The 22,574-nt window shown below is 77.5% G+C and carries 19 protein-coding genes, 1 pseudogene and 1 riboswitch; of the genes and pseudogenes, 6 read left to right on the forward strand and 14 right to left on the reverse strand.

Annotated features, from left to right (window positions below):
* Positions 1-38: 38 nt before the first annotated feature.
* Positions 39-1,217, reverse strand: coding sequence for a chorismate synthase (gene aroC, locus HNR12_RS05590; RefSeq protein ID WP_179766493.1), 1,179 nt, complete (start codon positions 1,215-1,217; stop codon positions 39-41).
* A gap of 262 nt (positions 1,218-1,479) precedes the next feature.
* Here aroC and HNR12_RS28240 point away from each other — a divergent pair.
* Positions 1,480-1,881 (forward strand): annotated as a pseudogene (locus HNR12_RS28240) (DedA family protein); the annotation flags it as partial.
* A 174-nt stretch (positions 1,882-2,055) separates the two neighbouring features.
* Here HNR12_RS28240 and HNR12_RS05595 read toward each other — a convergent pair.
* On the reverse strand, positions 2,056-2,973 hold the full coding sequence (locus tag HNR12_RS05595) for a prepilin peptidase (protein ID WP_179766494.1): 918 nt from the start codon (positions 2,971-2,973) through the stop codon (positions 2,056-2,058).
* 56 nt (positions 2,974-3,029) lie between these two features.
* Positions 3,030-3,734 (reverse strand): SseB family protein, encoded by a 705-nt coding sequence (locus tag HNR12_RS05600; RefSeq protein WP_179766495.1) that lies wholly within the window; start codon positions 3,732-3,734, stop codon positions 3,030-3,032.
* Between the two features lie 248 nt (positions 3,735-3,982).
* Between HNR12_RS05600 and HNR12_RS05605 the strand changes: the two genes are divergently transcribed.
* The 4 genes from HNR12_RS05605 (at position 3,983) to HNR12_RS05620 (ending at position 8,843) form a co-directional block, all read left to right on the forward strand.
* Complete coding sequence (locus HNR12_RS05605) at positions 3,983-4,528, forward strand: YceI family protein (protein ID WP_179766496.1); 546 nt, start codon at positions 3,983-3,985, stop codon at positions 4,526-4,528.
* A 79-nt stretch (positions 4,529-4,607) separates the two neighbouring features.
* On the forward strand, positions 4,608-4,943 hold the full coding sequence (locus HNR12_RS05610; protein ID WP_179766497.1) for a DUF2470 domain-containing protein: 336 nt from the start codon (positions 4,608-4,610) through the stop codon (positions 4,941-4,943).
* A 148-nt stretch (positions 4,944-5,091) separates the two neighbouring features.
* The gene (locus tag HNR12_RS05615; RefSeq protein ID WP_179766498.1) at positions 5,092-7,815 is read left to right on the forward strand and encodes a protein kinase domain-containing protein; all 2,724 of its coding nucleotides are present in this window, start codon (positions 5,092-5,094) and stop codon (positions 7,813-7,815) included.
* Positions 7,816-7,928: 113 nt separating this feature from the next.
* Positions 7,929-8,843, forward strand: coding sequence for an aldose epimerase family protein (locus tag HNR12_RS05620; RefSeq protein ID WP_179766499.1), 915 nt, complete (start codon positions 7,929-7,931; stop codon positions 8,841-8,843).
* Positions 8,844-8,960: 117 nt separating this feature from the next.
* On the opposite strand, the gene HNR12_RS05625 is transcribed toward HNR12_RS05620, so the two are convergent.
* From HNR12_RS05625 to fmt, 11 genes are all read right to left on the reverse strand, one after another.
* Positions 8,961-9,602: a nucleotidyltransferase family protein gene (locus tag HNR12_RS05625; protein WP_179766500.1), complete on the reverse strand. Its 642-nt coding sequence runs from the start codon at positions 9,600-9,602 to the stop codon at positions 8,961-8,963.
* Between the two features lie 232 nt (positions 9,603-9,834).
* Positions 9,835-11,004, reverse strand: coding sequence for an XdhC family protein (locus HNR12_RS05630; RefSeq protein ID WP_179766501.1), 1,170 nt, complete (start codon positions 11,002-11,004; stop codon positions 9,835-9,837).
* Between the two features lie 390 nt (positions 11,005-11,394).
* On the reverse strand, positions 11,395-11,541 hold the full coding sequence (locus HNR12_RS05635) for a hypothetical protein (RefSeq protein ID WP_179766502.1): 147 nt from the start codon (positions 11,539-11,541) through the stop codon (positions 11,395-11,397).
* 245 nt (positions 11,542-11,786) lie between these two features.
* The gene (locus tag HNR12_RS05640) at positions 11,787-12,263 is read right to left on the reverse strand and encodes a PH domain-containing protein (protein WP_179766503.1); all 477 of its coding nucleotides are present in this window, start codon (positions 12,261-12,263) and stop codon (positions 11,787-11,789) included.
* A 75-nt stretch (positions 12,264-12,338) separates the two neighbouring features.
* Positions 12,339-12,836, reverse strand: a complete 498-nt coding sequence (gene ribH / locus HNR12_RS05645) for a 6,7-dimethyl-8-ribityllumazine synthase (protein ID WP_179766504.1) — start codon at positions 12,834-12,836, stop codon at positions 12,339-12,341.
* Between the two features lie 129 nt (positions 12,837-12,965).
* Entirely contained in the window at positions 12,966-14,264 is a 1,299-nt protein-coding gene (locus HNR12_RS05650; RefSeq protein WP_179766505.1) for a bifunctional 3,4-dihydroxy-2-butanone-4-phosphate synthase/GTP cyclohydrolase II, read from the reverse strand.
* Positions 14,265-14,380: 116 nt separating this feature from the next.
* Positions 14,381-14,998 (reverse strand): riboflavin synthase, encoded by a 618-nt coding sequence (locus HNR12_RS05655; RefSeq protein ID WP_179766506.1) that lies wholly within the window; start codon positions 14,996-14,998, stop codon positions 14,381-14,383.
* Between the two features lie 122 nt (positions 14,999-15,120).
* Positions 15,121-15,251: riboswitch (FMN riboswitch) on the reverse strand.
* 37 nt (positions 15,252-15,288) lie between these two features.
* Positions 15,289-16,356 carry a phosphatase PAP2 family protein gene (locus HNR12_RS05660; RefSeq protein ID WP_246425007.1) on the reverse strand — a complete coding sequence of 356 codons (1,068 nt, stop codon included), beginning with the start codon at positions 16,354-16,356 and terminating at the stop codon, positions 15,289-15,291.
* A 118-nt stretch (positions 16,357-16,474) separates the two neighbouring features.
* The gene (gene rpe, locus HNR12_RS05665; RefSeq protein WP_179766507.1) at positions 16,475-17,149 is read right to left on the reverse strand and encodes a ribulose-phosphate 3-epimerase; all 675 of its coding nucleotides are present in this window, start codon (positions 17,147-17,149) and stop codon (positions 16,475-16,477) included.
* Positions 17,150-17,206: 57 nt separating this feature from the next.
* A complete protein-coding gene (locus tag HNR12_RS05670; RefSeq protein WP_179766508.1) occupies positions 17,207-18,664 on the reverse strand; it encodes a transcription antitermination factor NusB in 1,458 nt (485 codons plus the stop codon).
* 184 nt (positions 18,665-18,848) lie between these two features.
* On the reverse strand, positions 18,849-19,778 hold the full coding sequence (gene fmt, locus HNR12_RS05675; RefSeq protein ID WP_179766509.1) for a methionyl-tRNA formyltransferase: 930 nt from the start codon (positions 19,776-19,778) through the stop codon (positions 18,849-18,851).
* Between the two features lie 132 nt (positions 19,779-19,910).
* Here fmt and HNR12_RS05680 point away from each other — a divergent pair, with 132 nt between their 5' ends.
* The gene (locus HNR12_RS05680; RefSeq protein ID WP_179766510.1) at positions 19,911-22,574 is read left to right on the forward strand and encodes a primosomal protein N' family DNA-binding protein; all 2,664 of its coding nucleotides are present in this window, start codon (positions 19,911-19,913) and stop codon (positions 22,572-22,574) included.

A 22,574-nucleotide genomic window follows, 5' to 3' on the forward strand; every position in this document is an offset into this window, starting at 1 on the left:
GCGCGGGCGCCGGGCGGCGGCCCGGCGCGGCCGCGCGGCTAGCGGATCTCCAGCGTATCGAGGTAGGCGCGGGCGTTGCGGGCGGTCTCGGCCAGGGAGTCGCCGCCGAACTTCTCGACCACGGCCTCGGCCAGGACGAGGGCGACCATGGCCTCGGCGACCACGCCGGCGGCGGGCACCGCGGTGACGTCGCTGCGCTGGTGGTGGGCCTGGGCGGGTTCGCCGGTGGCGACGTCGACGGTGTCCAGCGCGCGCGGCACGGTGGCGATGGGCTTCATGGCCGCGCGCACCCGCAGGGGCTCGCCGGTGGTCATGCCGCCCTCGACGCCGCCGGCGCGGTTGCTGCGGCGGCGCACGCCGTCGGCGCCGGGCTCGATCTCGTCGTGGGCGGCGGAGCCGCGGCGGGCGGCGGTGCGGAAGCCGTCGCCGACCTCGACGCCCTTGATGGCCTGGATGCCCATGAGGGCGCCGGCCAGGCGGGAGTCGAGCCGGCGGTCCCAGTGGACGTGGCTGCCCAGGCCGGGCGGCAGGCCGTAGGCCAGCACCTCGACGACGCCGCCGAGGGTGTCGCCGGCCTTCTTGGTGTCGTCGACCTCGGCGACCATGCGCGCGCTGGTCTCGGGGTCGAAGCAGCGGACGGGGTCGGCGTCGACGGCGGGGAGGTCGCCGGGGCCGGGCAGGACGGTGTCGGGCACGCTGATCTCGCCCATGGACACCACGTGGCTGAGGATCTCGATGCCCAGGGCCTGGCGGCAGAACAGCCGGGCGACCTCGCCGATGGCCACGCGGGCGGCGGTCTCGCGGGCGCTGGCGCGCTCCAGCACCGGCCGGGCCTCGGCGAAGCCGTACTTCTGCATGCCGACGAGGTCGGCGTGGCCGGGGCGGGGGCGGGTGAGCGGGGCGTTGCGGGCGGCGTCGGCCAGTTCCTCGGGCGGGACGGGGTCGGCCGCCATGACCTTCTCCCACTTGGGCCACTCGGAGTTGGCGACCTCGACGGCCACCGGGCCGCCCAGGGTGCGGCCGTGGCGGATGCCCCCGACCAGGGTCACCCTGTCCTGCTCGAACTTCATCCGGGCGCCCCGGCCGTAGCCCGCGCGCCTGCGGACCAGCGCGGCGGCGATGTCGTCCGAGGTGACGGCGACGCCGGCCGGAAGGCCCTCCAGGATCGCGACGAGTGCCGGGCCGTGGGACTCCCCTGCGGTCAGCCAGCGCATCATGTCCTGATCATCCCACGGTCGGCGGGGTGCGGGCACATCGCGCCCCCGCGCCGCGTCAGGTCGGGCGCGGGAGCCGGCGCGCGGGGTCGGACGGGGTTTGGGGCCGGGCCGCGGGCTCCGGGCGCACGGCCGATACGGTGCGGCGGCCGCACCGCGCGCCCGGGTGGGGCACAATCCGGTGATGGCCTTTTCCTCCGAGGGTGCGATCGACGCGCTGACCGGGCTGCCCGCACCCGCCGTCGCGCTGGCGGTGCTGGTGTTCATGGCCCTGGAGACCACCGCGCTGATCGGCCTCTTCGCTCCCGGCGACCCGGTCGTGCTGTTCGCCGGGGCCACGGTCACCGACGCGGGCGGCTTCGCGCTGATGTGCGCGGCGACCCTGGGGGGCGCCCTGATCGGCGAGACGGCGGGCTATGCCATCGGCCGGCTGGGCGGCGAGCGGTTCCGCCGCAGCCGCATGGGCCGGTGGATCGGCGAGGACCGGTGGCTGCACGCCGAGGAGGTGCTGGCCCGCCCGCGCGGCGGCCTGGCGATCATCGGGTCCCGGTTCGTGGCGGTGGTGCACGCGATCGTCCCGGTGCTGGCGGGCACGGTCGGCATGCCCTACCGGCGGTTCATCGGCTGGGCGATGGCGGGCAGCACGCTGTGGGCGCTGGTGCACATCGGGATCGGCGCGGTGTTCCGCGCCGCCGTGGGGGCCGACGGCGGCGGGCTGGGCGCGGTGACGGCGGTGGTGCTGGTGTGCGGCGCGGTGCTGATGCTGCTGAGCGGGCGGCGCCCGCGCCGGGCGCGCGACGCGGCGGCCGGGGCGGCGGGCGGCGCGGTGCCGCCCGCGGGCTCAGAACAGCAGGCCGGAGGGGTCGCCGACGAGCAGGACGGCCAGCGCGCCGCCGATCATGAACGGCCCGAAGGGGATCTGGGTGCGGCGCGTGGCGCGGCCGAGCAGGATGAGCGCCAACCCGTAGGCGGCCGACCCCAGGAACGCGACGAAGGTGCCGGAGAACACGGCGCCGAACCCCAGCCAGCCCAGGTGCAGGCCGACCAGCCCGGCGAGCTTGACGTCGCCCCAGCCCATGCCGGCCGGGTGGACGAACCACAGCAGCCAGTAGAAGGCGCTTAGCGCGGCCATGCCGCCCAGCGGCCCCACCAGCCCGGCGGGGTCGAGCGGCCCGGGCCCGGCGGCGGGGTCGGTGAGGGGCGCCAGCAGGGCCGCCCCGGCCACCAGGGCCACGGCCGCGGGGTAGGCGGCCAGGACCAGGGCGTTGGGCAGCCGGTGGACGCGGATGTCCACGGCGCTGAGCAGCGCGCCCAGGGCGGCGAAGAGCAGCAGGGCGGCGAGCCAGAGGGGCGCGCGGGCGGCCCCCTCGACCCCCAGGCTCAGGCCCGCCGCCGCGAACAGCACGGCGGTGGCGGCGCTCAGGCCGGGCGGCGCCGCGAGGCGGGCCGCGCAGGAGGGGCAGCGCCCGCGCAGCGCGACCGCGCCGCCCCGGGGCACGGGCAGCAGCCGGTGGAAGGGCACGGGGCGGGCGCAGTGCGGGCAGGTGGGCGGCGGCGGGGGCGTGTCGTCGGCGGGTCCGGGGTCGTGGCGGGCGAACAGCGGCACCACGCGCGCGCCGGCGGCGCCCGCCACCGCGCCCAGGGCCGCCAGGGCGGCGGCCAGGAGCAGGTCGGCGGGGCCGAGACCGGTCAGGGGCACGGCGGGGGCGGCACCCGGCAGGGCGGCGGCGCCGGGGAGGAGGGCGGGCAAGGCGGGCATGGCCGGAACCTAGCCGACCGCGCCGGGGGTGCGCGCGGCGGTGTCCACAGGCGGGGTCAGTCGCCGCGGCTGGCGCGCACGACGGCGCTCAACTCGACGCCCCCGGGCAGCATCGGGGCGAGCTGGGCGGACAGGCGCTCGGCGACGCGGCGCAGCGACTCGTCGTCGCGCCGGTCCAGCTCCAGGCGGATGCCGATGTCGGCGCGCTCGGAGTCGTGGACGCGCACCCGGCCGATGCCGAACTCGTTGTGGGTGACGCGGTAGATGACGGCGAGGACCTGGGGGTCCTCCTTGGGCGCGGGCACGGTGCCGTGCTCGGCCAGGGTGGTGAGGAACCGGCCCTGGACGGCGTAGGTGACGGGCCCGGCGACGTCGACCACGACGGCGTCGGCGTCCTCCTCCAGGGCGGCCTGGCACGCCTCGACGGCGGTGACCGGCACCGGGCGGGCGTCCTCGCGCCAGGCGCGGGCGGCGGCGACGCTGGTGAAGGCGAGCACGCCCCGGCGGCCGTCCTTGCCGATCATCAGCGGCAGCGCGATGTCGCTGGTCTTCTCGCGGGTGCGCCCGGCGGCGTCGCGCTCGACCTCGCCGGCGACGGCCACGACGGGGACCAGCAGGCGGGAGGCGCCGAGGGCGGCCAGCACCTGGCGGTCGCCGGCCTCGCCCTGGGAGTAGGCGGCGAGGCGGGAGGCGAGTTCGGGGTCGGCGGATCCGTCGTCGTCGCGAAAGCGCTGCGCGCCGAAGATGCTGGGGCGGGTCACGACGGGATCGGCTCCTGGGTTTCGGGGCGTGTCCGCCCCTGTCGGGATGTCCGCGGACCAGCTTAGCCAACGGTGCGGGCCGTCCGGGCGGGCGTCGGCGCGGCGGTACGGGGCCGTGCCCCGGGCCGGAACGAGTCGGGGCGGTTCGTCCACAGCCGACCATGTCGATCGCCACAATTCGGAGTCATGTGATTACGATGGGTCATGTCGGTTGTCGCGGGACAGGCCCGCCCAACACAGGGGGAGACATGGCCGAACAGCACCTCAAGCCCGGTACCTGGCGGATCGACACCGCCCACTCCGTGATCGGGTTCTCGGTGCGGCACATGATGGTCAGCCGCGTCCGGGGGCGCTTCGAGTCCTTCGACGCCGTGCTCACCGTGCCCGAGAACCCCATGGAGTCCTCGGTGCGCGCCACGATCGACGCCGCCTCACTCAACACCGACAACGCCGACCGCGACAACCACGTGCGCTCCGCCGACTTCTTCGACGTCGCCAACCACCCGCAGTGGACCTTCACCTCCACCGGGATCGGCACCCAGGGCGAGGACTTCCTGCTGCGCGGCGACCTCACCGTCAAGGGCACCACCCGCCCCGTCGAACTCCGCCTGGAGTACAACGGCGTCACCCTGGACACCTACGGCCTCACCCGCGCCGGGTTCCACGCCGAGACCGAGATCAGTCGCAGGGAGTTCGGCGTCGACATCGAGATGCCCATGGACGGCGGCGGGGTGGTGGTGGCCGACCGCATCAAGATCGACATCGACGCGGAGTTCACCCACCAGGGCGAGTGAGCGCCCGCGCGCGGCCCGGCGCGCCCGGGCTGGGTATCCTCGCCGCGAGCCCGCCGGACCCGCCGCCCCAGGAGCGCCCATGGAGCCCGATCCCGTCCCGCCCGCCACGCCGTTCACGGCCGAGGTCGTCCGCGCGGTCACCGCCCACATGAACGGCGACCACCCCCGCGAGACCCTGCTCATCTGCCGGGCGCTCGGCGGGCTGCCGCGCGCGGAGTCGGCGCGCATGGTCGGGCTCGACGCCGAGGGCGGCGACTACCGCGCGGTGGTCGACGGCGCCGAGGTCGCGGTGCGCATCCCCTGGTCGCAGCCGCTGCGCGAACGCGCCCAGGTCCGCGCCGAGGTGGTGCGCATGTACCGGGAGGCGTGCGGCCTCCTGGGTGTCTCCCCCGGTGCCGGCCCCGGCCGGCACTGACCCCGGCCCCCATATCAGGGACGAATCCGGGTCGCCGGCAGCGGCGGCGGCCCGCCCCCCTCGCCTAGGCTGGAGGGGCCGCCCTCCCCCGGGCGGTGCCAGCGCAACCGCCGACCGCCGAAAGGCCACGAGGGACACCGCCGCCACGATGGTCCACCCCGAGTCCTCGGATTCCGACGCTCCCACCCGCAAAGTCGAGCCGGTCGCCGCAACCACCCGGCTCGACCCCCGGCGCGCCCGCACCCGCTGGGTCACCCGCATCCTCAACCCCGGAGGCGCCCGCCCCGGGCCGGCCTCCGACGAAGCCGCCGCGCCCGACGATCCCACGCGCCACGGCCCCCCCGGCGGAGCCGGGGGCGCCACCCGGGTGCTGCGCGCCGCCACCCGCACGTTGCGCCGCCCCGCGCGGCCCGGCGCGGCGGGGCCCTCCGGCGCGGCCGGCCCCTCCTCCGCCGGCCCGGCGCCGTGGTGGCGGCGGCTCCTCGCGCCGCTGGTGTCGTGGTTCCCCCGGCTGATCGCGCGCGTGGTGGTGGGGCCGGCCGGCGAGATCGACTACGCGGTGCCCGCCCAGCTCCGCCGCGACTACCGCGTGCTGGGCCACATCGGCGCCGGCGGCGAGGCAGTGGTCTACCTGGCCGAACCGGCCGGCGCCGAACCCGGGGGCGCGGCGCCCGCCCGCGTGGCGCTGAAGGTCTACCGGCCCGGGCACGACGTCAACCGCGAACTGCTGGACCGGCTGCGCGCCCGCGGGGCCGCCGACCCCCACACCCCCGCCATCCACGGCTACGGGCGGGCGCGCAGCGCCTGGGGCGAGGACGTCGCCTGGGAGGCCCAGGAGTACTTCGCCGAGGGGTCGCTGCGCACGGTCCTGGAGAAGGGGCCGGTCGAGGACGCCCGCGCCCGCGCGATCGTGCGGGCGGTGGCCGAGTGCCTGCACCACTGGCAGGAGACCCTCCAGCACAACCACACCGACGTCAAGCCCGAGAACCTGCTGATCCGCTCGCTGGACCCGCCGGTCTTCGCGCTCACCGACTTCGGCGGCGCCGTGCGCGCCACCATGAGCCGCGTCTACGGCGGCCTGGCCATCACCGAGGCCTACGCCGCGCCCGAGGTGATCGAGGGCCGGCGCGAGGCGCCCGCCGCCTGGTGGTCGCTGGGCATCATGGTGCACGAACTGGTGACCGGGCGCCGTCCCGAGCGCGGCGAGAGCTGGCTGACCGCGCGCACCACCGAGATCGACGTGTCGGCCATCGCCGACGAGTCCTGGCGGCTGCTGGCCCGGGGCCTGCTCACCCCGGCGCCCTCGGCGCGCTGGGGCTACGCCGAGGTCACCCAGTGGCTGGCCGGCGAGCGCCCGCAGATCGTCACGCCGCACAGCCACGCGCCCATCCGCTTCGCCGACGTCTCCCACGACGACCCGCCGAGCCTGGCGTTCGACCTGCTGGACCGCTGGGACCGCGGCGAGGTCTGGCTGCGCACCCACTGGCCCACCCTGCGCACCTGGCTGGACCGCGAGGTCAACGACTACACGTTCGACCGGAGCTACCTCACCGACCTGGACGCCCACCCCGAGCGGGTGCACCTGGCCATCAGCGCGCTGGCCGCGCGCTACGTGCCGGGCATGCCGCCCCGGTACCGGGGGCTGGAGGTCAGTGCCGAGGGCGTGCTCGCCCTCGCCCAGGGCGACCGCAGCCGGCACGGCGTGCTGCGCGAGGCGCTGGAGCTGGGCGCGCTGAACCTGGCCGCGCGGCACTGGTGCGGGCACCCGGGCTGCCGGGCCGAGGGGTCGGGGCGGTGCGCGCTGCTGGAGCACGTCCAGCACGAGGCCCCGCTCATCGTGCGCCAGGTCGAGGCCACGGTGGCCCACCTGGCGGCCGGCCCGGCGGGCGCCGCCGGGGCCGCCGACCTGCCCGAGCACGCCTGGGACGGCGCCTGGGCGCAGGCCGTCGAACTCGTCTTGGACCCCGAGGCACGCGGGCGGGCGCGGCGCCTGCTGCGCGCCCAGTCCTGGCACCCGCGCCACCGCAGCCCCGCGCCGCTGGTGGACTGGTGGCGCGAGCAGCGCGACACCGGGCTGGGCCGCCGCTCCACCGAGACCGCCACCCACGCGGCGCTGGTGACGGCCAACCTGCTGCTCCCGGTCGCGGTGCGGATGGGCGAGGTCCAGCGCGAGCGCGACCGGCAGGACAGCCGCTCGCGGCGCCGCGACCGCTGGGCCGCGGTGTCGGGCGCGGCGGCCGACCGCTGGGAGCGGGTGCGCGAGCGGCTCAACGCCGGGGTGCCCGGACCGCACGATGCCACCAGGCCCGGCGCACCGCCCGGCCCGTGGGGGGCCGGGCCCTACGGGGCGCCGCTGAGCGAGGCCGACCGCGCCCGCGCCCGCCGCCGCGAGGAGACCGAGCGGCGCCGGGTGGACCGGGGCATGCAGCAGATCGAGCGCGCCATGGGCGCGGGGCGCGCCCGCCGCTTCGCCTACCCGGCCGCCGCGGCGGGGCTGGTCGACGGGCTGGGCCGGGCGCTGCGCGCCGACGGCTTCTACCCCGACCCCGGCGGCCCGTTCGCGGGCGCCTACGAGGGCATGGTGGAGTTCACCGGGCTGCCGCTGGTCTCGGCGGTGGCCGACGCCGCCGGCGCCGTGGTGGGCCTGCTGCCCGGGGCCGTGGCGGAGCAGTGGTGGCCGCCGGTGGTGCTGGCCGCGGTGCTGCTGGTCCTGGGCCGCACGGCGGCGGGCAAGGCGCGCGCCCGGACCCGGCTGATGGCCTACCGCCTGGCGGCGGCAGGGTCGGTGCTGATGCTCATCGTGGCGCTGTCCACGGGCCTGCTGACCCTGGCGGCCGGCGTGCTCATCCCGCTCTACAACGTCTTCGGCTGACCCCGCCCCCGCGCCGGGCCGGGCGCGCCGCGCGGGCGCGGCGCCGGGTGCCAGCGTCGGCGGGGGGACTATGATCGCCCGGGATCGACAACGGAGCGGAGAGGCGGTCTGCGGTGGGCGATGCGATCGAGTTGGCGGCGGGCGGCTACCGGGCCGTCGTCAGCCGCCGCGGAGCGGCGCTGTGCGGCCTGACGCACGAGGGCCGGGACCTGGTGTGGGGGTACCCGCCGGAGCAGGCCCCCGCCTCCTACCAGGGGCAACTGCTGGCGCCCTGGCCCAACCGGATCGCCGACGGCCGCTACCGCTTCGGCGGGCTGGAGCACCGGCTGGAGGTCACCGAGCCCGAGCGCGGCACGGCGCTGCACGGACTGGTGCACGCGGTGCCGTGGCTGCCGGTGGAGATCGCCGGCGACCGCACGACGCTGACCCACCTGATCGACGGCGCCCCGGGCTACCCGTTCCGGCTGGAGCTGAGTGTCACCTACGCGCTGGACGCCGCGGGCGGGCTGGAGGTCGCGGTCGAGGCGCGCAACACCGGCGACGGCGCGGCCCCCTACGGCGTGGGCGCCCACCCCTACCTGCGGGTGCCGCTGCCGCTGGACGACGCGGTGCTGCGCCTGCCGGCAGGTAAGCGCTTGCCGGTCGACGGCCGCCTGCTGCCCGACGGCCCGCCCGAACCGGTCGCCGGCACCGAGCACGACTTCCGCACGCCCCGGCGCATCGGCACGACCGCCTTCGACACCGCGTTCACCGATCTGGAGCGCGATGCCGAAGGGCGGGCGTGGACGGTCCTGGCCGCGGGCGGCCGCGCCGTGGGGGTCTGGGCCGACCGCTCCTACGGCTGGCTCCAGGTGTTCAGCGCCGAGGGGCTGCCCGGCGGCCTGGCGCGCAGCGCGTTCGCGGTGGAGCCCATGACCTGCCCGCCGGACGCGTTCAACTCGGGGACGGACCTGCTGGTGCTGGAGCCGGGGGCCGCGGCCGTGCGGTCGCGGTTCGGCATCTGCGCGGTGGACCCGGGCGAGGTGTAGGTCCCGGCCTCGCGGACCGGGACCGCCCCGCCCGGGGCGGCCGGGATGGGCGGCGGTCGATGGCGGAGTCGCGGGCGCGGCGGGATTTGGGCACGCCCGAAACACGGGGACGAGGGGTCAGCCCGGCTGCGGCGGTGCCGCGTGCGGCGCGTCGAGGGAGTGGCTCAGCCGGGCGAGGTCTTCGGGGGTGTCGATGTCGTCGGGGCTCGCGACGTCGTCGCAGGGGACCGTGGTCACCAGGTGGGAGTAGGCCCGCAGGAACGGCCGGGCGCCGACATCGCCCTCGGCGAGGGCGTGCACGCTCGGCCAGTGCTCGCGGCCCAGCAGGACCGGGTTGCGCAGGTTGCCCGAGTAGGTGGCGACGGCCGCACGGGCGCCGTCGCCGTAGGCGTCGAGCAGCCGGCGCACCGCCGCCGAGGTCACCAGCGGCTGGTCGGCCAGTGCCACGACGACGGCGTCGACCTCCTCGGGCATGGCGTCCAGTCCGGTGCGCAGCGAGGACCCCATGCCCGAGTCCCAGTCCGGGTTGTGCACCGGGGTGGCGTGCTCGACCTCCACCTCGGCGGCACCCGTCACGACGTAGACCGGTGCGCATCCCGCTTCGCGCAGGAGCCGCACCCCACGGTCGACCAACCGCTCCCCGGCCACCTCGATCAGCGCCTTGGGCCGGCCCAGCCGACTCCCCTCCCCCGCGGCCAGCAACAGCCCGGCGATCGACGTGTCGTCGGTGCCGTTCATGCTCTGCTCGCGTGTGGTCATGACGTGATGATGCCACGCCCGCTGCCGCCGGGGACGCGGTCTTCGGGCTCGCTTGCCCAGGCTGCGGGCCGAAATCCGGTGACTCCGGGAGGTTCTGGGCGAACGATCGACGCCGTTACCGGGACAGGCTGACCGGTTCCGGCCGCGTGCGCCCCCGCGGCCGGGGGTGTCGCCGCCGGGGGCGGCGCCGCGCACGGGCCCTGACCCGTGCGCGGCGCCGACGCGACGCCCCTCAGCGGGTGCCCGCGGGTCGGCGCGCGGGCGCGGCCGCGGGGCCGCCGCCGGGCGCGGCCGCGAGCGGGTCGATGTGGATGCGCCCCTCGGTGGCCGACAGGGGGCGGCCGCTGCCGCCCCAGCGGGTCTGGATGAGTTCGGCGGCGATGGAGACCGCGGTCTCCTCGGGAGTGCGGGCGCCGAGGTCCAGCCCGATCGGCGAGCGCAGGCGGGCCAGCCGGTCCTCGGGGATTCCGGCCTCGCGCAGCCGGGCGAGGCGGTCGTCGTGGGTGCGGCGGCTGCCCATGGCGCCGATGTAGCCGGCCGGGGTGCGCAGGGCGACCTCCAGCACCGGGACGTCGAACTTGGGGTCGTGGGTGAGGACGCAGATGGCGGTGCGCTCGTCGATCTGCGCCTCGATCTCGGCGAGGAAGACGTGCGGCCACTTCACGACGACCTCGTCGGCCTTGGGGAACCGCTTGGCGGTGGCGAAGACCGGGCGGGCGTCGCACACGGTCACGCGGTAGCCCAGGTAGGCGCCGATCTCGGTGACGGCCGCCGCGAAGTCGATGGCGCCGAAGACGAGCATGCGGGGCGCGGGCGCGAAGGACTGGACGAACACCTCCAGGTCGTCGCCGCGCCGCTCGCCCTGGGCGCCGTAGCGCAGGATCCCGGTGCTGCCCTGGGCGAGCATGCCGCGGGCGTCGTCGTCGACGGCGGCCTCCAGGCGGCTGCCGCCGAGGTCGCCCTCGGCGCGGTCGGGCCAGATGACGCGGCGGGCGCCCAGGCGCCCGGGGCCGCCCGCGACCGTGGCCACGGCCACCGGGCGGTGCGCCTCGATGTCGGCGATGACCCCGCCCAGGTGCGGGTGGCGGGCGGGGTCGACGGGCTCGACCAGGACGTGCAGGGTTCCGCCGCAGGTCAGGCCGACCGCGAAGGCGTCGTCGTCGCTGACGCCGTAGGTGGCTCTTTGGGCGCGGCCCTCGGCCATGACCTCCTGGGCGAGTTCGTAGACGGCCCCCTCGACGCAGCCGCCGGACACGCTGCCGGCGACCTCGCCGGTGGCGCTGACGGCCATGGCCGCGCCGGGTTCGCGCGGGGAGCTGCGGTAGGTGTCGATGACGGTCGCCAGGGCGAAGGTGTCGCCCGAGGCGTACAGTTCGGCGACGGCCGTGCGGATGTCACGCACGGGCACTCCTTTCCAGGACCCGCCCGCCGGAGGCGGCGGTGGCGGGTGGTTCCGGCGTCTCCGGGACGGGCCCGGACACGAAGCCGTGGGCGGCGCGCGGGCGCGGTCGGCGCGGGCGCTCCCGGTGGGCCGGGGCGGGTTCGGCGCCCTCGCGGCGCTGGACCGGACGGAGCGGGGCAGCGGGGCGGTCGGCGGCGGCCGCGTGCGCGGCACCGCCGGCGGCAATCGTGCGCGCCATGGGCCCGGCCTCCCCCCTCGTTCCTTGGTGGCCAGGCTAGTTGGTTGAAGGCGCGCGCACAGCGGTGTCCACAGGCGCTTTTCCGACCCGCCTGCTCCCTCCCGCCCGGCGCGGCGGCCGCCGCGGTGCGGCCGCCGCGCGGAAGGCGGGGGTCAGGCGGACAGCAGCCCGATGAGGTCGACGATGACGAGGCCCAGGACGGCCGCCCAGATCAGGGCGGCGACAACGGTGATGCGGGGGCGCCGACGGCGGGACGACCCCTGTCGCGTGCGCTCGGTGCGCCGGATCTCGGTGTCCATACCTTTATGACGCAGCGGTGGCGCTCCGTGTTCAACTGATTTTCCCGCGTCTCGGGCGGCCGTGTCGGCGCGGTCCCCGGAGCCCGGCCCACAGCACCGGCCCCGCCCCCGGCGTGAGGAACAGCACCACGGCGGCGACCGCCCGGGGCGCCGTCGGCGAACCGGCCGATGGCGAACCGGGGGCACGTGGTCGTCGCCGCGGGCGGGCGGGCGGCCGGGGAGGGCGCGCGCCGCACGGCCGCGCCTCACGCCGGGCGCGGCGGCTCCTGGGCCTCGCCCCGGTTGCGCAGCAGCGCCTGGAACCGGGCGAGGTTGGTCCGCGCCAGGTCGCCGTCGTTGCTCTGGATGCCCATCACGGCGAGGGTGGAGCCGTCGGCGAGGTCGATGGTGGGCCAGGGCTCGCCCACCGGCATGCGGGCGTCCACGATCTCGGGCCACTCCAGCACGTGGGTGCGGATGCTGTTGACCACGGTGACCCGGGTCTCGGTGGCGGTGAGGCGGGGCCGGGCGAGCAGGTGCATCACCCCGACGCCGACCAGGCCCAGCGCGACCAGGCCCAGCCGGTCGGCCAGCCGCCAGTCCGGCGGCAGCACGACCGCCAGCAGCACCATGGTCACCATGATCACCGCCGCGAGTCCGTAGCCGACGATCCGCATGTTGCGGGGCCGCCAGGTCACCGGCAGGGCCGGAGCGGGCACCTCGGCGGCGGCGTCGTCCACCATGTCGTCTTCTTTCGCGTCTCCAGGCCGCACGCGGCGCCCTTCTCCTCGGTGTGCAACGGGGTGGCGGCGCGCCGACTAGCCCGCCGCGGGTGCGGCCGCGCCCTCGCGCAGGCCGCGCAGCACCACGGCGGTGTCCACGGCCGCGATCGCGGCCTCCCAGCCCTTGTCCTCGTGGCTGCCGGGCAGGCCGGCGCGGTCGCGCGCCTGCTCCTGGGTATCACAGGTGAGCACTCCGTTGCCGATGGGGGTGGACTCCCGCAGCGCGGCCTCGGTCAGGCCGTGGGTGACCGACTGGCAGACGTAGTCGAAGTGCGGGGTGCCGCCGCGGATGACCGCGCCCAGAGCCACGACGGCGTCGTGGGTGCGGGCGAGCTGCTGGGCGACGACCGGGATCTCCACGGCGCCGGCCACCCGCACGACAACGGGTTCGTGCGCGCCGGTGCGGGCGAGCGCCGCGCGTGCGCGCTCGACCATGGGTTCCACCACCTCGGCGTTCCACCGGGTGGCGACGATGGCCACGCGCAGCCCGGAGGCGTCGACGGTGTGCTCGGCGGGGCGTCCTGTTCCGCTCATGGGTGCGTGCTTCCTTGCTGGGGCGCCGCGTGCGCGGCGGTGACGGCGGGGACCGGGCCGGTGCGGGCGCGGCGCGACCGGGTGGCCGGGTGGCCGGGCGGGTCGCGCCGGCGCCGCGCACGGGCGGGGTCAGGTGGCGGCGGCGATCCCGGGCAGGTCGTGGCCCATCCGGTCGCGCTTGGTCTGCAGGTAGCGCAGGTTGTCGGGGGTGACGGCGGTGGGCATGGGGATCCGCTCGGCGACCGCGATCCCGTGTGCGGTCAGCCCCTCGGTCTTGGCGGGGTTGTTGCTGAGCAGCCGCACCGATCTGACGCCCAGGTCGGCCAGGATGTGGGCGCCGGGTGTGAAGTCGCGGGCGTCGGCGGGCAGGCCCAGCTCCAGGTTGGCGTCGACGGTGTCGGCGCCGCCGTCCTGCAGCCGGTAGGCGCGCAGCTTGTGCAGCAGGCCGATCCCGCGCCCCTCGTGGCCGCGCAGGTAGACCAGCACGCCCCGGCCCTCGGCGGCGATGGCCGCCATGGCGGCCTCCAGCTGGGGGCCGCAGTCGCAGCGGTGGGAGCCGAACGCGTCCCCGGTCAGGCACTCCGAGTGCAGCCGCGCCAGGACCTCCGAACCGTCGCCGAGGTCGCCGAACACCAGGGCGACGTACTCGGTGCCGTCGGCGGTGCCCCGGTAGCCCACCGCGCGCCACTCGCCGTGGGCGTTGGGCAGCCGGGTCTCGACCACGCGCTCCACCACGGGGCCGGTGGCGGGGTCGGCGGCGATCCGGGGGGCGTGGGCCTCCAGGCGCTGGAGGTGGGCCACCAGCTGCTCGATGGAGACCACGCGCAGGCCGTGCTCGTCGGCGAAGGCGCGCAGCTGCGGCAGGCGCGCCATGGTGCCGTCGTCGTTGACGACCTCGGCGATGACCGCCGCCGGGCGCATACCGGCCAGGCGGGCGAGGTCGACCGAGGCCTCGGTGTGGCCGCGCCGGGCCAGCACGCCGCCGGGGCGGTAGCGCAGCGGCAGCACGTGGCCGGGCCGCACGAGGTCGGCGGGGCCGGTGGCGGCGTCGGCGAGCAGCGCGACGGTGCGGGCGCGGTCGGCGGCGGAGATTCCGGTGGTGATACCGGAGGCGGCGTCGACGGTGACCGTGTAGGCCGTGCGCATGCCCTCGCGGTTGTCGGTGGTCATCAGCGGCAGCTGGAGGCGGTCCAGGTCCTCGCCCAGCATGGGCGCGCAGACCAGCCCGGAGGTGTGGCGCACCATGAAGGCCATCAGCTCGGGGGTGGCGGCCTCGGCGGCGAAGACGAGGTCGCCCTCGTTCTCGCGGTCCTCGTCGTCCACCACGACCACCGGGCGCCCGGCGGCGATGTCGGCGATCGCGTCGGTGATGTCGTCGAGGACGCCGACACGGGAGGGGGCGGGCTGCTCGGTGGTGGTGCTGGTCATGGCGTGTGCTGCTCCTTGGCCTGCGGTGCGGTGGGTCACGGGGGGCGGGGCGGGGGCGGGCCGGCGGGGACGGCCGGGGGCGCGGGGTCCGCGCCCGGCGCCGGCGGGGCCGGCCATCAGGCGCCCGCCCCGCGGCCGGCGGCGACCAGGCGCTCGACGTACTTGGCGATGACGTCGACCTCCAGGTTCACCGGCGCGCCGATGCCCTTGCGGCCCAGCGTGGTGAGGTCGAGCGTGGTGGGGATGAGGCTGACGGTGAAGTTGTCGGCGCCCACGGAGGCCACGGTGAGGCTGACCCCGTCGACGGCGATGGAGCCCTTCTCGACGACGTAGCGGGCGAGCTCGGCGGGCAGTGAGAAGCGCAGGGTCTCCGAGCGTGACCCGGTGACGCGCTCCAGGACCTCGGCCGTGCCGTCGACGTGGCCCTGCACGATGTGGCCGCCCAGCCGGTCGGAGACCTTGGCGGCGCGCTCAAGGTTGACCGGCGAGCCCGGCACGAGCGCGCCGAGGCTGGAGCGGTCCAGGGTCTCCTTCATCACATCGGCGCGGAACGCGCCGTCGGCGGAGTCGACCACGGTCAGGCACACGCCGTTGACCGCGATGGAGTCGCCGTGCGCGGCGTCGGAGGTCACAACGGGCCCGCGGACGGTGATCCGCGCGGCCTCGCCTGGGGAGTCGCCCGCCTGCTCGATCGCGGCGACCTCGCCCAGTTCTTCGACAATCCCGGTGAACACCTGCCACCCCACCCCTTCGCCTGCTCGAAGGCTCCGGGGATGCGGACGGGCGGACCGGTCCGAGTCGAGGGCGGCGGCCGGGGCCGGGGCGCGTCAGCGGCGCGCCGGGCTCGGCCGAGCCCACGCGCACTGCCTCCCATCCGGACTTTCACCGTCGGTACCGGATTTCCACCGGTTCAACCGGCCGATGGATTCGGCCGGGTCGCGGACTGTCACCGCCGGTTCGGACTTGCACCGACCCCGGAGCACGCGTTTGCTCAACGTCTCTGGCAACAGTGTGCCATGCGGGGTCATTCCCGGCGCGCGGCGGGTCCCTCGGCGGCGCGCTCGGGGGCGGGCCGGCGGGCCAGTCCCGTGAGCACGAACAGTTCGGGCGCGCCCAGCGCGCTCCACAGGGCCACGACCGCGAAGGACGCGAAGTCCACGGCCGCGCCGGCCGCGCCGCCCGCCTCGGGCAGCGCGACGCGCATCACCACCAGCAGCAGCACGATTCCCGAGAGGCCGATCACATAGCGCGCCACCCGCGAGACCAGCGGCCCCGCGGCGCTGTACCAGCCGCGCGCGGCGAGCACGGAGAACCCGGCCAGGCCGCCGAACAGGCCGCCGGCGACGCGGGCCACGTGCTCCACCGAGCCGTCGCCCAGGCCGCGCGGCACGGCACCGGTCCAGTCCTCGGGCGCGCTCCACCCGGCGTGCACCAGGGTCTCCCAGCCCTGGGCGAGCAGCACCGGCCCGGCCGACACCGCCAGCGCCAGCACGACCTGCGCGGCCAGGCCCAGGCGCAGCCACCAGGCGCGCAGGGCGTCCTCGTTGCGGGCGACCGCCCACAGCATGGCGGCGCCCACCAGCCACCCCAGCAGGATGTCGGTGAGGAAGTGCGCGCCCAGGTAGAGGCGGGTGAGGGCGACGGCCAGGACGATCGCGGCGGCGGCGTACCAGGCCCACCGGCGCGCCAGCCGCAGCGCGAGGTAGCCCCACAGCATCAGGGAGTTCTGGGCGTGGCCGGAGGGCGCGCCGAAGGTGTGGGAGGGCGCCAGCGAGCGCACGCCGTGGTGGTACCAGTCGGGGCGGGCGCCGTGCAGGGCGAACTTCAGCAGGCCGTTGACGACGCCGCCGGCGGCCGCCACGAGGTAGGTGCGGGCGCCCAGGCCGGCGCTGACGCTCCAGAACAGCAGCGGGACGAACACCACGAGCAGCGCCTGGGAGCCCAGCAGGCTGACCGCCTCCATGGGCGCCAGCAGCCAGGTGCCCCAGCCCTGGATCCACGCCACGAGGGCGATCTCCGTGTCCCACACCGCGTCCATGGCCACCTCGCGAAGGTCGAGGGCCTGGAGCGTGCCCGCCGGCGCGGCTCCCAAACGACCCCGCCGCCGTCCAGACCCGGTGTCAGGGGCCGATGGTAGACGGCGCGGGGCGGATCACCCAAACGTCGCGCGCGAACACCCGCGGGCGACCGGCCCGCGTGCGGGAGGGCGGCTACCCGGCCTGCGCGGCGGCCTTCTCGGCCTGGGCGCGCAGCGCGTCGACGGCCGCGGCGGGGTCGTCGGCGCCGTAGACGGCGGATCCGGCGACGAACACGTCGGCCCCGGCGGCGGCCGCGCGCTCCACGGTCTCGGGGCTGACCCCGCCGTCGACCTGGAGCCACACCGAGCCGCCGGTGCGCGAGATGAGCTGCCGGGCGGCGCGGATCTTGGGCAGCACGAGGTCGAGGAACCGCTGCCCGCCGAACCCGGGCTCGACGGTCATCAGCAGCAGCATGTCGACCTCGCCGATCAGGTCGGCGTAGGGGTCCAGGGCGGTGGCCGGGTTCAGCGCCAGCCCGGCGCGGGCGCCCTGGGCGCGGATCTCGCGCAGGGTGCGCACGGGCGCGCCGGCGGCCTCGGCGTGGATGGTGACGCTCTGCGCGCCGGCCTCGGCGTAGGCGGGGGCCCAGCGGTCGGGGTCCTCGATCATCAGGTGGCAGTCCAGGGGGACGCTGACGGCCTTCAGCAGCGACTCCACGACCGGCAGGCCCAACGTGAGGTTGGGGACGAAATGGTTGTCCATGACGTCGACGTGCAGCCAGTCGGCGGAACCGGCGACCGCCTCGGCCTGCTCGGCGAGGCGGGCGAAGTCGGCGGAGAGGATGCTGGGTGAGATCTGGATTGCCACGCCGCCGAGTCTAGTCGCGGGCGCGCGGGCGCGGCCCGCGCCGGCCGCCCGCCCGCCTCAGCGCTTGCGCAGCAGCGCCAGGAACATGGCGTCGGTGCCGTGGCGGTGCGGCCAGAACTGCGCGTAGGCGCCGTCGGGCCCGGCCGCGGCGCCGGAGACCTCGGGCAGGTGGTCGGCGGCGCGCAGCGGCTCGGCGTCGGCGCGGTCGGCGAGCACCGCCGCGACGGTCCCGGTGGTCTCGGGCAGGTGCGGCGAGCAGGTCACGTAGGCCACCACCCCGCCGGGGCGGGCGGCGTCCAGGGCGCGGTCCAGCAGGGCGCGCTGCAGGGGCGCGAGCCCGGCGGCGGTCTCGGGGGTGCGCCGCCAGCGCGACTCGGGGCGGCGGCGCAGCGCGCCCAGGCCGGTGCAGGGGGCGTCGACCAGGACCCTGTCGAACGCGCCGTCGCGCCAGGCCGGGCTGGTGGAGTCGGCCACGACGACGCGCCCGGCGTCGCGCACCGAGCGCTCGACCGCCTGGGCGACGAGCCCGGCGCGGGCGGGCTGGATCTCGGCGGCCAGCAGCCGGGCCTCGCGCTGGCCCGCGAGCCCGGCCAGCAGGCCGGCCTTGCCGCCGGGGCCGGCGCAGGCGTCCAGCCACAGGGAGTCGGGGCCCTCCACGGGCACCCGGGACAGCGCCAGCGCCACGAGCTGGCTGGCCTCGTCCTGCACGGCCGCGCGGCGCTGGCGGACCTCGCGCAGGCCGGCGGGGTCGCCTTCGGCCAGGTAGGCGGCGTGGGGCGAGTAGCGGGCCGCGGTGGCGCCGCCCGCCACGAGGTCGGCGACCGAGGCGCGGCCGGGTTTGGCGACGAGCGTGACCTGGGGGCGCTCGTTGTGGGCGGCGAGCAGCCGCTCGGTCTCGGCGAGCGCGGCGGGTCCGGCCGCGGGGTCCTCGCCCAGGGCGGCGGCCAGTGCCTCGACGATCCAGCGGGGGTGGCTGTGCACGACGGAGAGGTGTCCGACGGGGTCGGCGGCGCGGTCGGGGGCCACCACCTCCAGCCAGGCGGCGAGGTCGCGGGCGGCGACCTTGCGCAGCACCGCGTTGGCGAAGCGGCTGCGGTGGTGGCCGATGACGCGGCGGGCGAGGTCGACGGTGGCGCTGACGGCGGCGTGCGGCGGGATGTTGGTGGACAGCAGTTGGTGGGCGCCCAGCCGCAGCACGGGCAGCACCTCGGCGTCCACGGACTTCAGCGAGCGGTCGACGCAGGCGTCGAGCACGGCGTCGTAGGTGCCCTGGCGGCGCAGCGCGCCGTAGGTGAGCTCGGTGGCCAGCGCGGCGTCGCGCCCGCTGATTCCGCGTTCGCGCAGCGTGGCGGGCAGGAGCAGGTTGGCGTAGGCGTCCCGGTCGTGCACCGCCCGCAGGACGTCGTAGGCGGCCCGGCGGGCGGGGTCCTTGGGCTGCGGGGGCGCGTTCCGGGCACCGCCGCCGCCGGTGCCGCGGCGCGTCGAACGGTAGGGCGAACGGGAACGGTCACTCACGTTGGAATCAGCCTTCAGCCTCGCGCCGGGGATGGTGTGCCAAGGACCCGACCACCGCCGCGTCCGCGCCCGATGCGGAGCGTGGCGACCGGGCGGGCCGGTTACCGAGGATACTCACCGCCGCCGCCGCGCGGGCCGCCGCGCGCGCCGCACCGGGGCGGCCTCGCCCCGCCCGGTGGTCCTGCTAGGCGCCCAGGACGTCGGCCTCGGCCGGGCGCACGCCGCGCGCCCAGTCGGCGGCGGGCATGGCGCGCTTGCCCTGCGGCTGGACCTCGCCCAGTTCCACCGGGTGGGTGGCGGTCCCGGCGAACACGCCCGCGCGGGTGACGGCGAGGGCGCCGGGCGGCAGCGCGTCGGCGTCGGTGCGGGGGCGCACGGGGCCGAGCTTGAGGCGCTCGCCGCGGAAGGTGGTCCAGGCGCCGGGAGCCGGGGTGCAGGCGCGGATCAGCCGGTCCACGCGCATGGCGGGCGCGGTGAAGTCGACCTCGGCGTCGGCGCTGGTGAGCTTGGGCGCGAAGGACACGCCGTCGGCGCTTTGGGGCTGGGGCCGCAGCGTGCCCGCCTCGATGCCGTCCAGGGTGCGCAGCAGCAGCCCGGCGCCGGTCTCGGCGAGGCGGGCCAGCAGGTCGCCGCTGGTGTCGTGGGGGCCGATGGGCTCGACCACGGTGCCGAACACGGGGCCGGAGTCCAGGTCGGGCTCGATGAGGAAGGTGGCGGCGCCGGTGAGGTCGTCGCCGTGCAGCAGGGCGTGCTGGACGGGCGCGGCGCCGCGCCACTGCGGCAGCAGCGAGAAGTGCAGGTTGACCCAGCCGTGGGCGGGGATGTCGAGGGCCTCCTGGCGCAGCAGCGCGCCGTAGGCGACGACCGGGCAGCAGTCGGGCGCGATGGCGCGCAGCCGGGCCAGGAACTCGGGGTCGGCGGCCTTGTGGGGCTTGAGCACCTCCACACCCGCCTCGGCGGCGACCTGGGCCACCGGGCTGGGCACGACCTTGCGCCCGCGCCCGGCGCGGGCGTCGGGGCGGGTGACCACGGCCGCGACTTCGTGGCGCGAGGCCAGCAGGGTCTTGAGCGACGGCACGGCCGCCTCGGGGGTTCCTGCGAAGACGAGCTTCATCTGCTGGGCACTTCCTCACTGACCGCTTGCTACCGCGTCCTGTCTACCAGGACGGCGGCGCCGACACGCGGCGGCCGGGCGCGCGGCGCGCGCGGCACGGGGGTGTCGGCGGCCTCTGGTAAACCTGTTCTGATGACCGCCCAGCCCGATCCCGACGAGGGGCTCCTGTTCGACCTGCCGCGTCCGGCCGCCGCCGGGCCGCCGGCGGGGCCGGGCCAGGCCGCCGGCGGGCGGGCGGCGGCCAAGGCCCCCAAGGGCGCGGCCGGGCCCCGGCCGCGCCGCCCGGCCGAGCGCGATCCCGTGGCGCGGGTGGTGGTCGACACCCCGCTGCCGCACCTGGACCGCCTGTTCGACTACCGGGTCCCCGAGTCCATGGACGAGGCGGCGGTGCCGGGGTGCCGGGTGCGGGTGCCGTTCAACGGCCAACTCCTGTCGGGGTTCCTGCTGGAGCGCCGCGCCACCTCGGAGTTCCCCGGGCGGCTGGCCTACCTGCACCAGGTGGTGTCGCCCGAACCCGTGCTGACGCCTGAGATCGCCGCGCTGGCCCGGGCCGTGGCCGACCGCTACGCGGGCACGCTCAGCGACGTCCTGCGGCTGGCCGTGCCCCCGCGCCACGCCCGCGTCGAGAAGGAGGACCCCGAGGCCGCCTCACCGCGCCCCGGGGGCGGGGAGAGCGCGGCGGCGGACGGGGCCGCGCCCGCGGCCGCCGTCCCGGGCCCGGAGGCGGGCGCCGAAGGCGCGGGGGCCCCGCCGCGCCGGGCGGCCGAGGTACTGGAGGCCGTCGAGACCGCGGGGGACTCCCCCGCCCGCGACCACAGCGCCCCCGGCCGGGGCGGCGCGAGCGCACCGGGGCACGGTTCCCCGGCCCGGCGGGCCGGCGATGCCGCAGCCGAGGTCGCGGCACCCGACGCCGAAGGCGCGCCGGCCGCACCGCACCCGCCGGGCGAGGCGGTGGAGGCCGTCGAGACCGCGGGCGACGACCGCCCTGCCCGTGCGCACGGCACCGCGGACCGGGACGGCGCGGCCGCGCCGGAAGGCGACCGGGGCGCCCCGAGGACGGCGCCGGACAGCGAGGACGCGGCCGCCGCCGAAGGCGCTCCCCCCAGTGCCGCCTCCGCGGCGGCCCCCTCCGGTGCGGTGGCGTCGGCGTCCGCACCGCAGGGCGGCCCCGCGCCCGCCGCACCGGGCTCACCGGACTCCGCGTCGGCCGCCGCTCCCCCGCCGCCGGAGCCCGGACCGTGGGCCGACTACCCGGCCGGGCCGTCGTTCGTGGCGGCGCTGGCCTCGGGCGGGGCGCCGCGCGCGGTGTGGAGCGCGCTTCCCGGCCCGCAGTGGGCCGACGCCATCGCCGTCGCCGTGGCCGCCGCGCTGTCGGCGGGCCGGGGCGCGGTCGTGGTGGTCCCCGACGGCCGCGACGTGGCGGCGGTCGACGCCGCCATGGCGCGCCGCCTCGGCGAGGGCCGCCACGTCGCGCTGACGGCCGGGCTGGGCCCGGCCGAGCGCTACCGCCGCTGGCTGCGCGTGCTGCGCGGCCACGTGCGCGCGGTGGTGGGCACGCGGGCGGCGGCGTTCGCGCCCGTGCGCGACCTCGGCCTGGTGGCCATCTGGGACGACGGCGACGACGTCCACTCCGAGCCGCACGCGCCCTACCCCCACGCCCGCACCGTGTTGTCGATGCGGGCGCACCGCGCGGGGGCCGGCGCGCTCATCGGCGGGTTCACCCGCACCACCGAGGCCACCCAGCTCGTCGAGTCGGGGTGGGCCCACCCTCTGGCCGCCGACCGCGCCCTGCTGCGCGAGCGGGCACCCCGCGTGCGCGCCACCGGCGACGACAGCGAACTGGCGCGCGACGAGGCCGCCCGCACCGCCCGCATCCCCCACCTGGCGCTGCGCGTGGCCCGCGAGGCCGCCCGCACGGGACCGGTGCTCGTCCAGGTGCCCCGGCGCGGCTACCTGTCCTCCCTGGCCTGCGCCTCCTGCCGCGCGCCCGCCCGGTGCGGCGCCTGCCAGGGGCCGCTGGCGCTGCGCGGCGCCCACGCCATGCCCTACTGCCGCTGGTGCGGCCGCATCGCGGGCGAGTGGCGGTGCGCCGACTGCGGCGGCACCCGGCTGCGCGCCGGGGTGGTGGGCGCGCGGCGCACCGCCGAGGAGCTGGGCCGGGCGTTCCCGTCGCTGACCGTGCGCACCTCGGGCCGCGACGACGTGCTGACCGAGGTCTCCGAGCGCCCCGCGCTGGTGGTGGCCACCCCGGGGGCCGAGCCCGCCGCGCGCGGCGGCTACGCGGCGGCGGTGCTGCTGGACGGCTGGGCACTGCTGGGCCGCGCCGACCTGCGCGCGGCCGAGGAGGCGCTGCGCCGGTGGTGCAACGCCGCCGCGCTGGTGCGCCCGGCGGGCGAGGGCGGCCAGGTCGTGGTGGTGGCCGAGGCCGGCCTGCCCGCCGTGCAGGCCCTGGTGCGCTGGGATCCCGGCGGGTTCGCGGAGCGGGAGCTGACCGAGCGCCGCGAGCTGGGGTTCCCCCCGGCGGTGGCGATGGCGTCGGTGACGGGTGAGGCCGCGCACGTGCGCGAACTGCTGGAGGGTGTGCGGCTGCCGGAGTCGGCGCAGGTCCTGGGGCCGGTGCCGGTGAACGCGGGCGGCTCCGGCTCCGAGGCCGCCTCGGAGCGGGCGCTGCTGCGCGTGCCGCGCGCCGACATCGGCCGGCTCGCCGCCGCCCTGAAGGCGGCCGCGTCGGCCCGCAGCGCCCGCAAGGAGGAGCACGCCGCCCAGGTCCGCGTGGACCCGCTGGAGGTCGTGTAG

This window comes from Streptomonospora nanhaiensis, assembly GCF_013410565.1.
In the GTDB taxonomy this organism is placed as follows: Bacteria; Actinomycetota; Actinomycetes; order Streptosporangiales; family Streptosporangiaceae; genus Streptomonospora; species Streptomonospora nanhaiensis.

Excerpts from the sequence above, each read along its gene's own strand:
- aroC (WP_179766493.1), bottom strand. The coding sequence starts at position 1,217 with ATGATGCGCTGGCTGACCGCAGGGGAGTCCCACGGCCCGGCACTCGTC.
- HNR12_RS05595 (WP_179766494.1), bottom strand. The coding sequence starts at position 2,973 with ATGCCCGCCTTGCCCGCCCTCCTCCCCGGCGCCGCCGCCCTGCCGGGT.
- HNR12_RS05605 (WP_179766496.1), top strand. The coding sequence starts at position 3,983 with ATGGCCGAACAGCACCTCAAGCCCGGTACCTGGCGGATCGACACCGCC.
- HNR12_RS05610 (WP_179766497.1), top strand. The coding sequence starts at position 4,608 with ATGGAGCCCGATCCCGTCCCGCCCGCCACGCCGTTCACGGCCGAGGTC.
- HNR12_RS05615 (WP_179766498.1), top strand. The coding sequence starts at position 5,092 with ATGGTCCACCCCGAGTCCTCGGATTCCGACGCTCCCACCCGCAAAGTC.
- HNR12_RS05625 (WP_179766500.1), bottom strand. The coding sequence starts at position 9,602 with ATGACCACACGCGAGCAGAGCATGAACGGCACCGACGACACGTCGATC.
- HNR12_RS05635 (WP_179766502.1), bottom strand. The coding sequence starts at position 11,541 with ATGGACACCGAGATCCGGCGCACCGAGCGCACGCGACAGGGGTCGTCC.
- HNR12_RS05640 (WP_179766503.1), bottom strand. The coding sequence starts at position 12,263 with ATGGTGGACGACGCCGCCGCCGAGGTGCCCGCTCCGGCCCTGCCGGTG.
- ribH (WP_179766504.1), bottom strand. The coding sequence starts at position 12,836 with ATGAGCGGAACAGGACGCCCCGCCGAGCACACCGTCGACGCCTCCGGG.
- HNR12_RS05650 (WP_179766505.1), bottom strand. The coding sequence starts at position 14,264 with ATGACCAGCACCACCACCGAGCAGCCCGCCCCCTCCCGTGTCGGCGTC.
- fmt (WP_179766509.1), bottom strand. The coding sequence starts at position 19,778 with ATGAAGCTCGTCTTCGCAGGAACCCCCGAGGCGGCCGTGCCGTCGCTC.
- HNR12_RS05680 (WP_179766510.1), top strand. The coding sequence starts at position 19,911 with ATGACCGCCCAGCCCGATCCCGACGAGGGGCTCCTGTTCGACCTGCCG.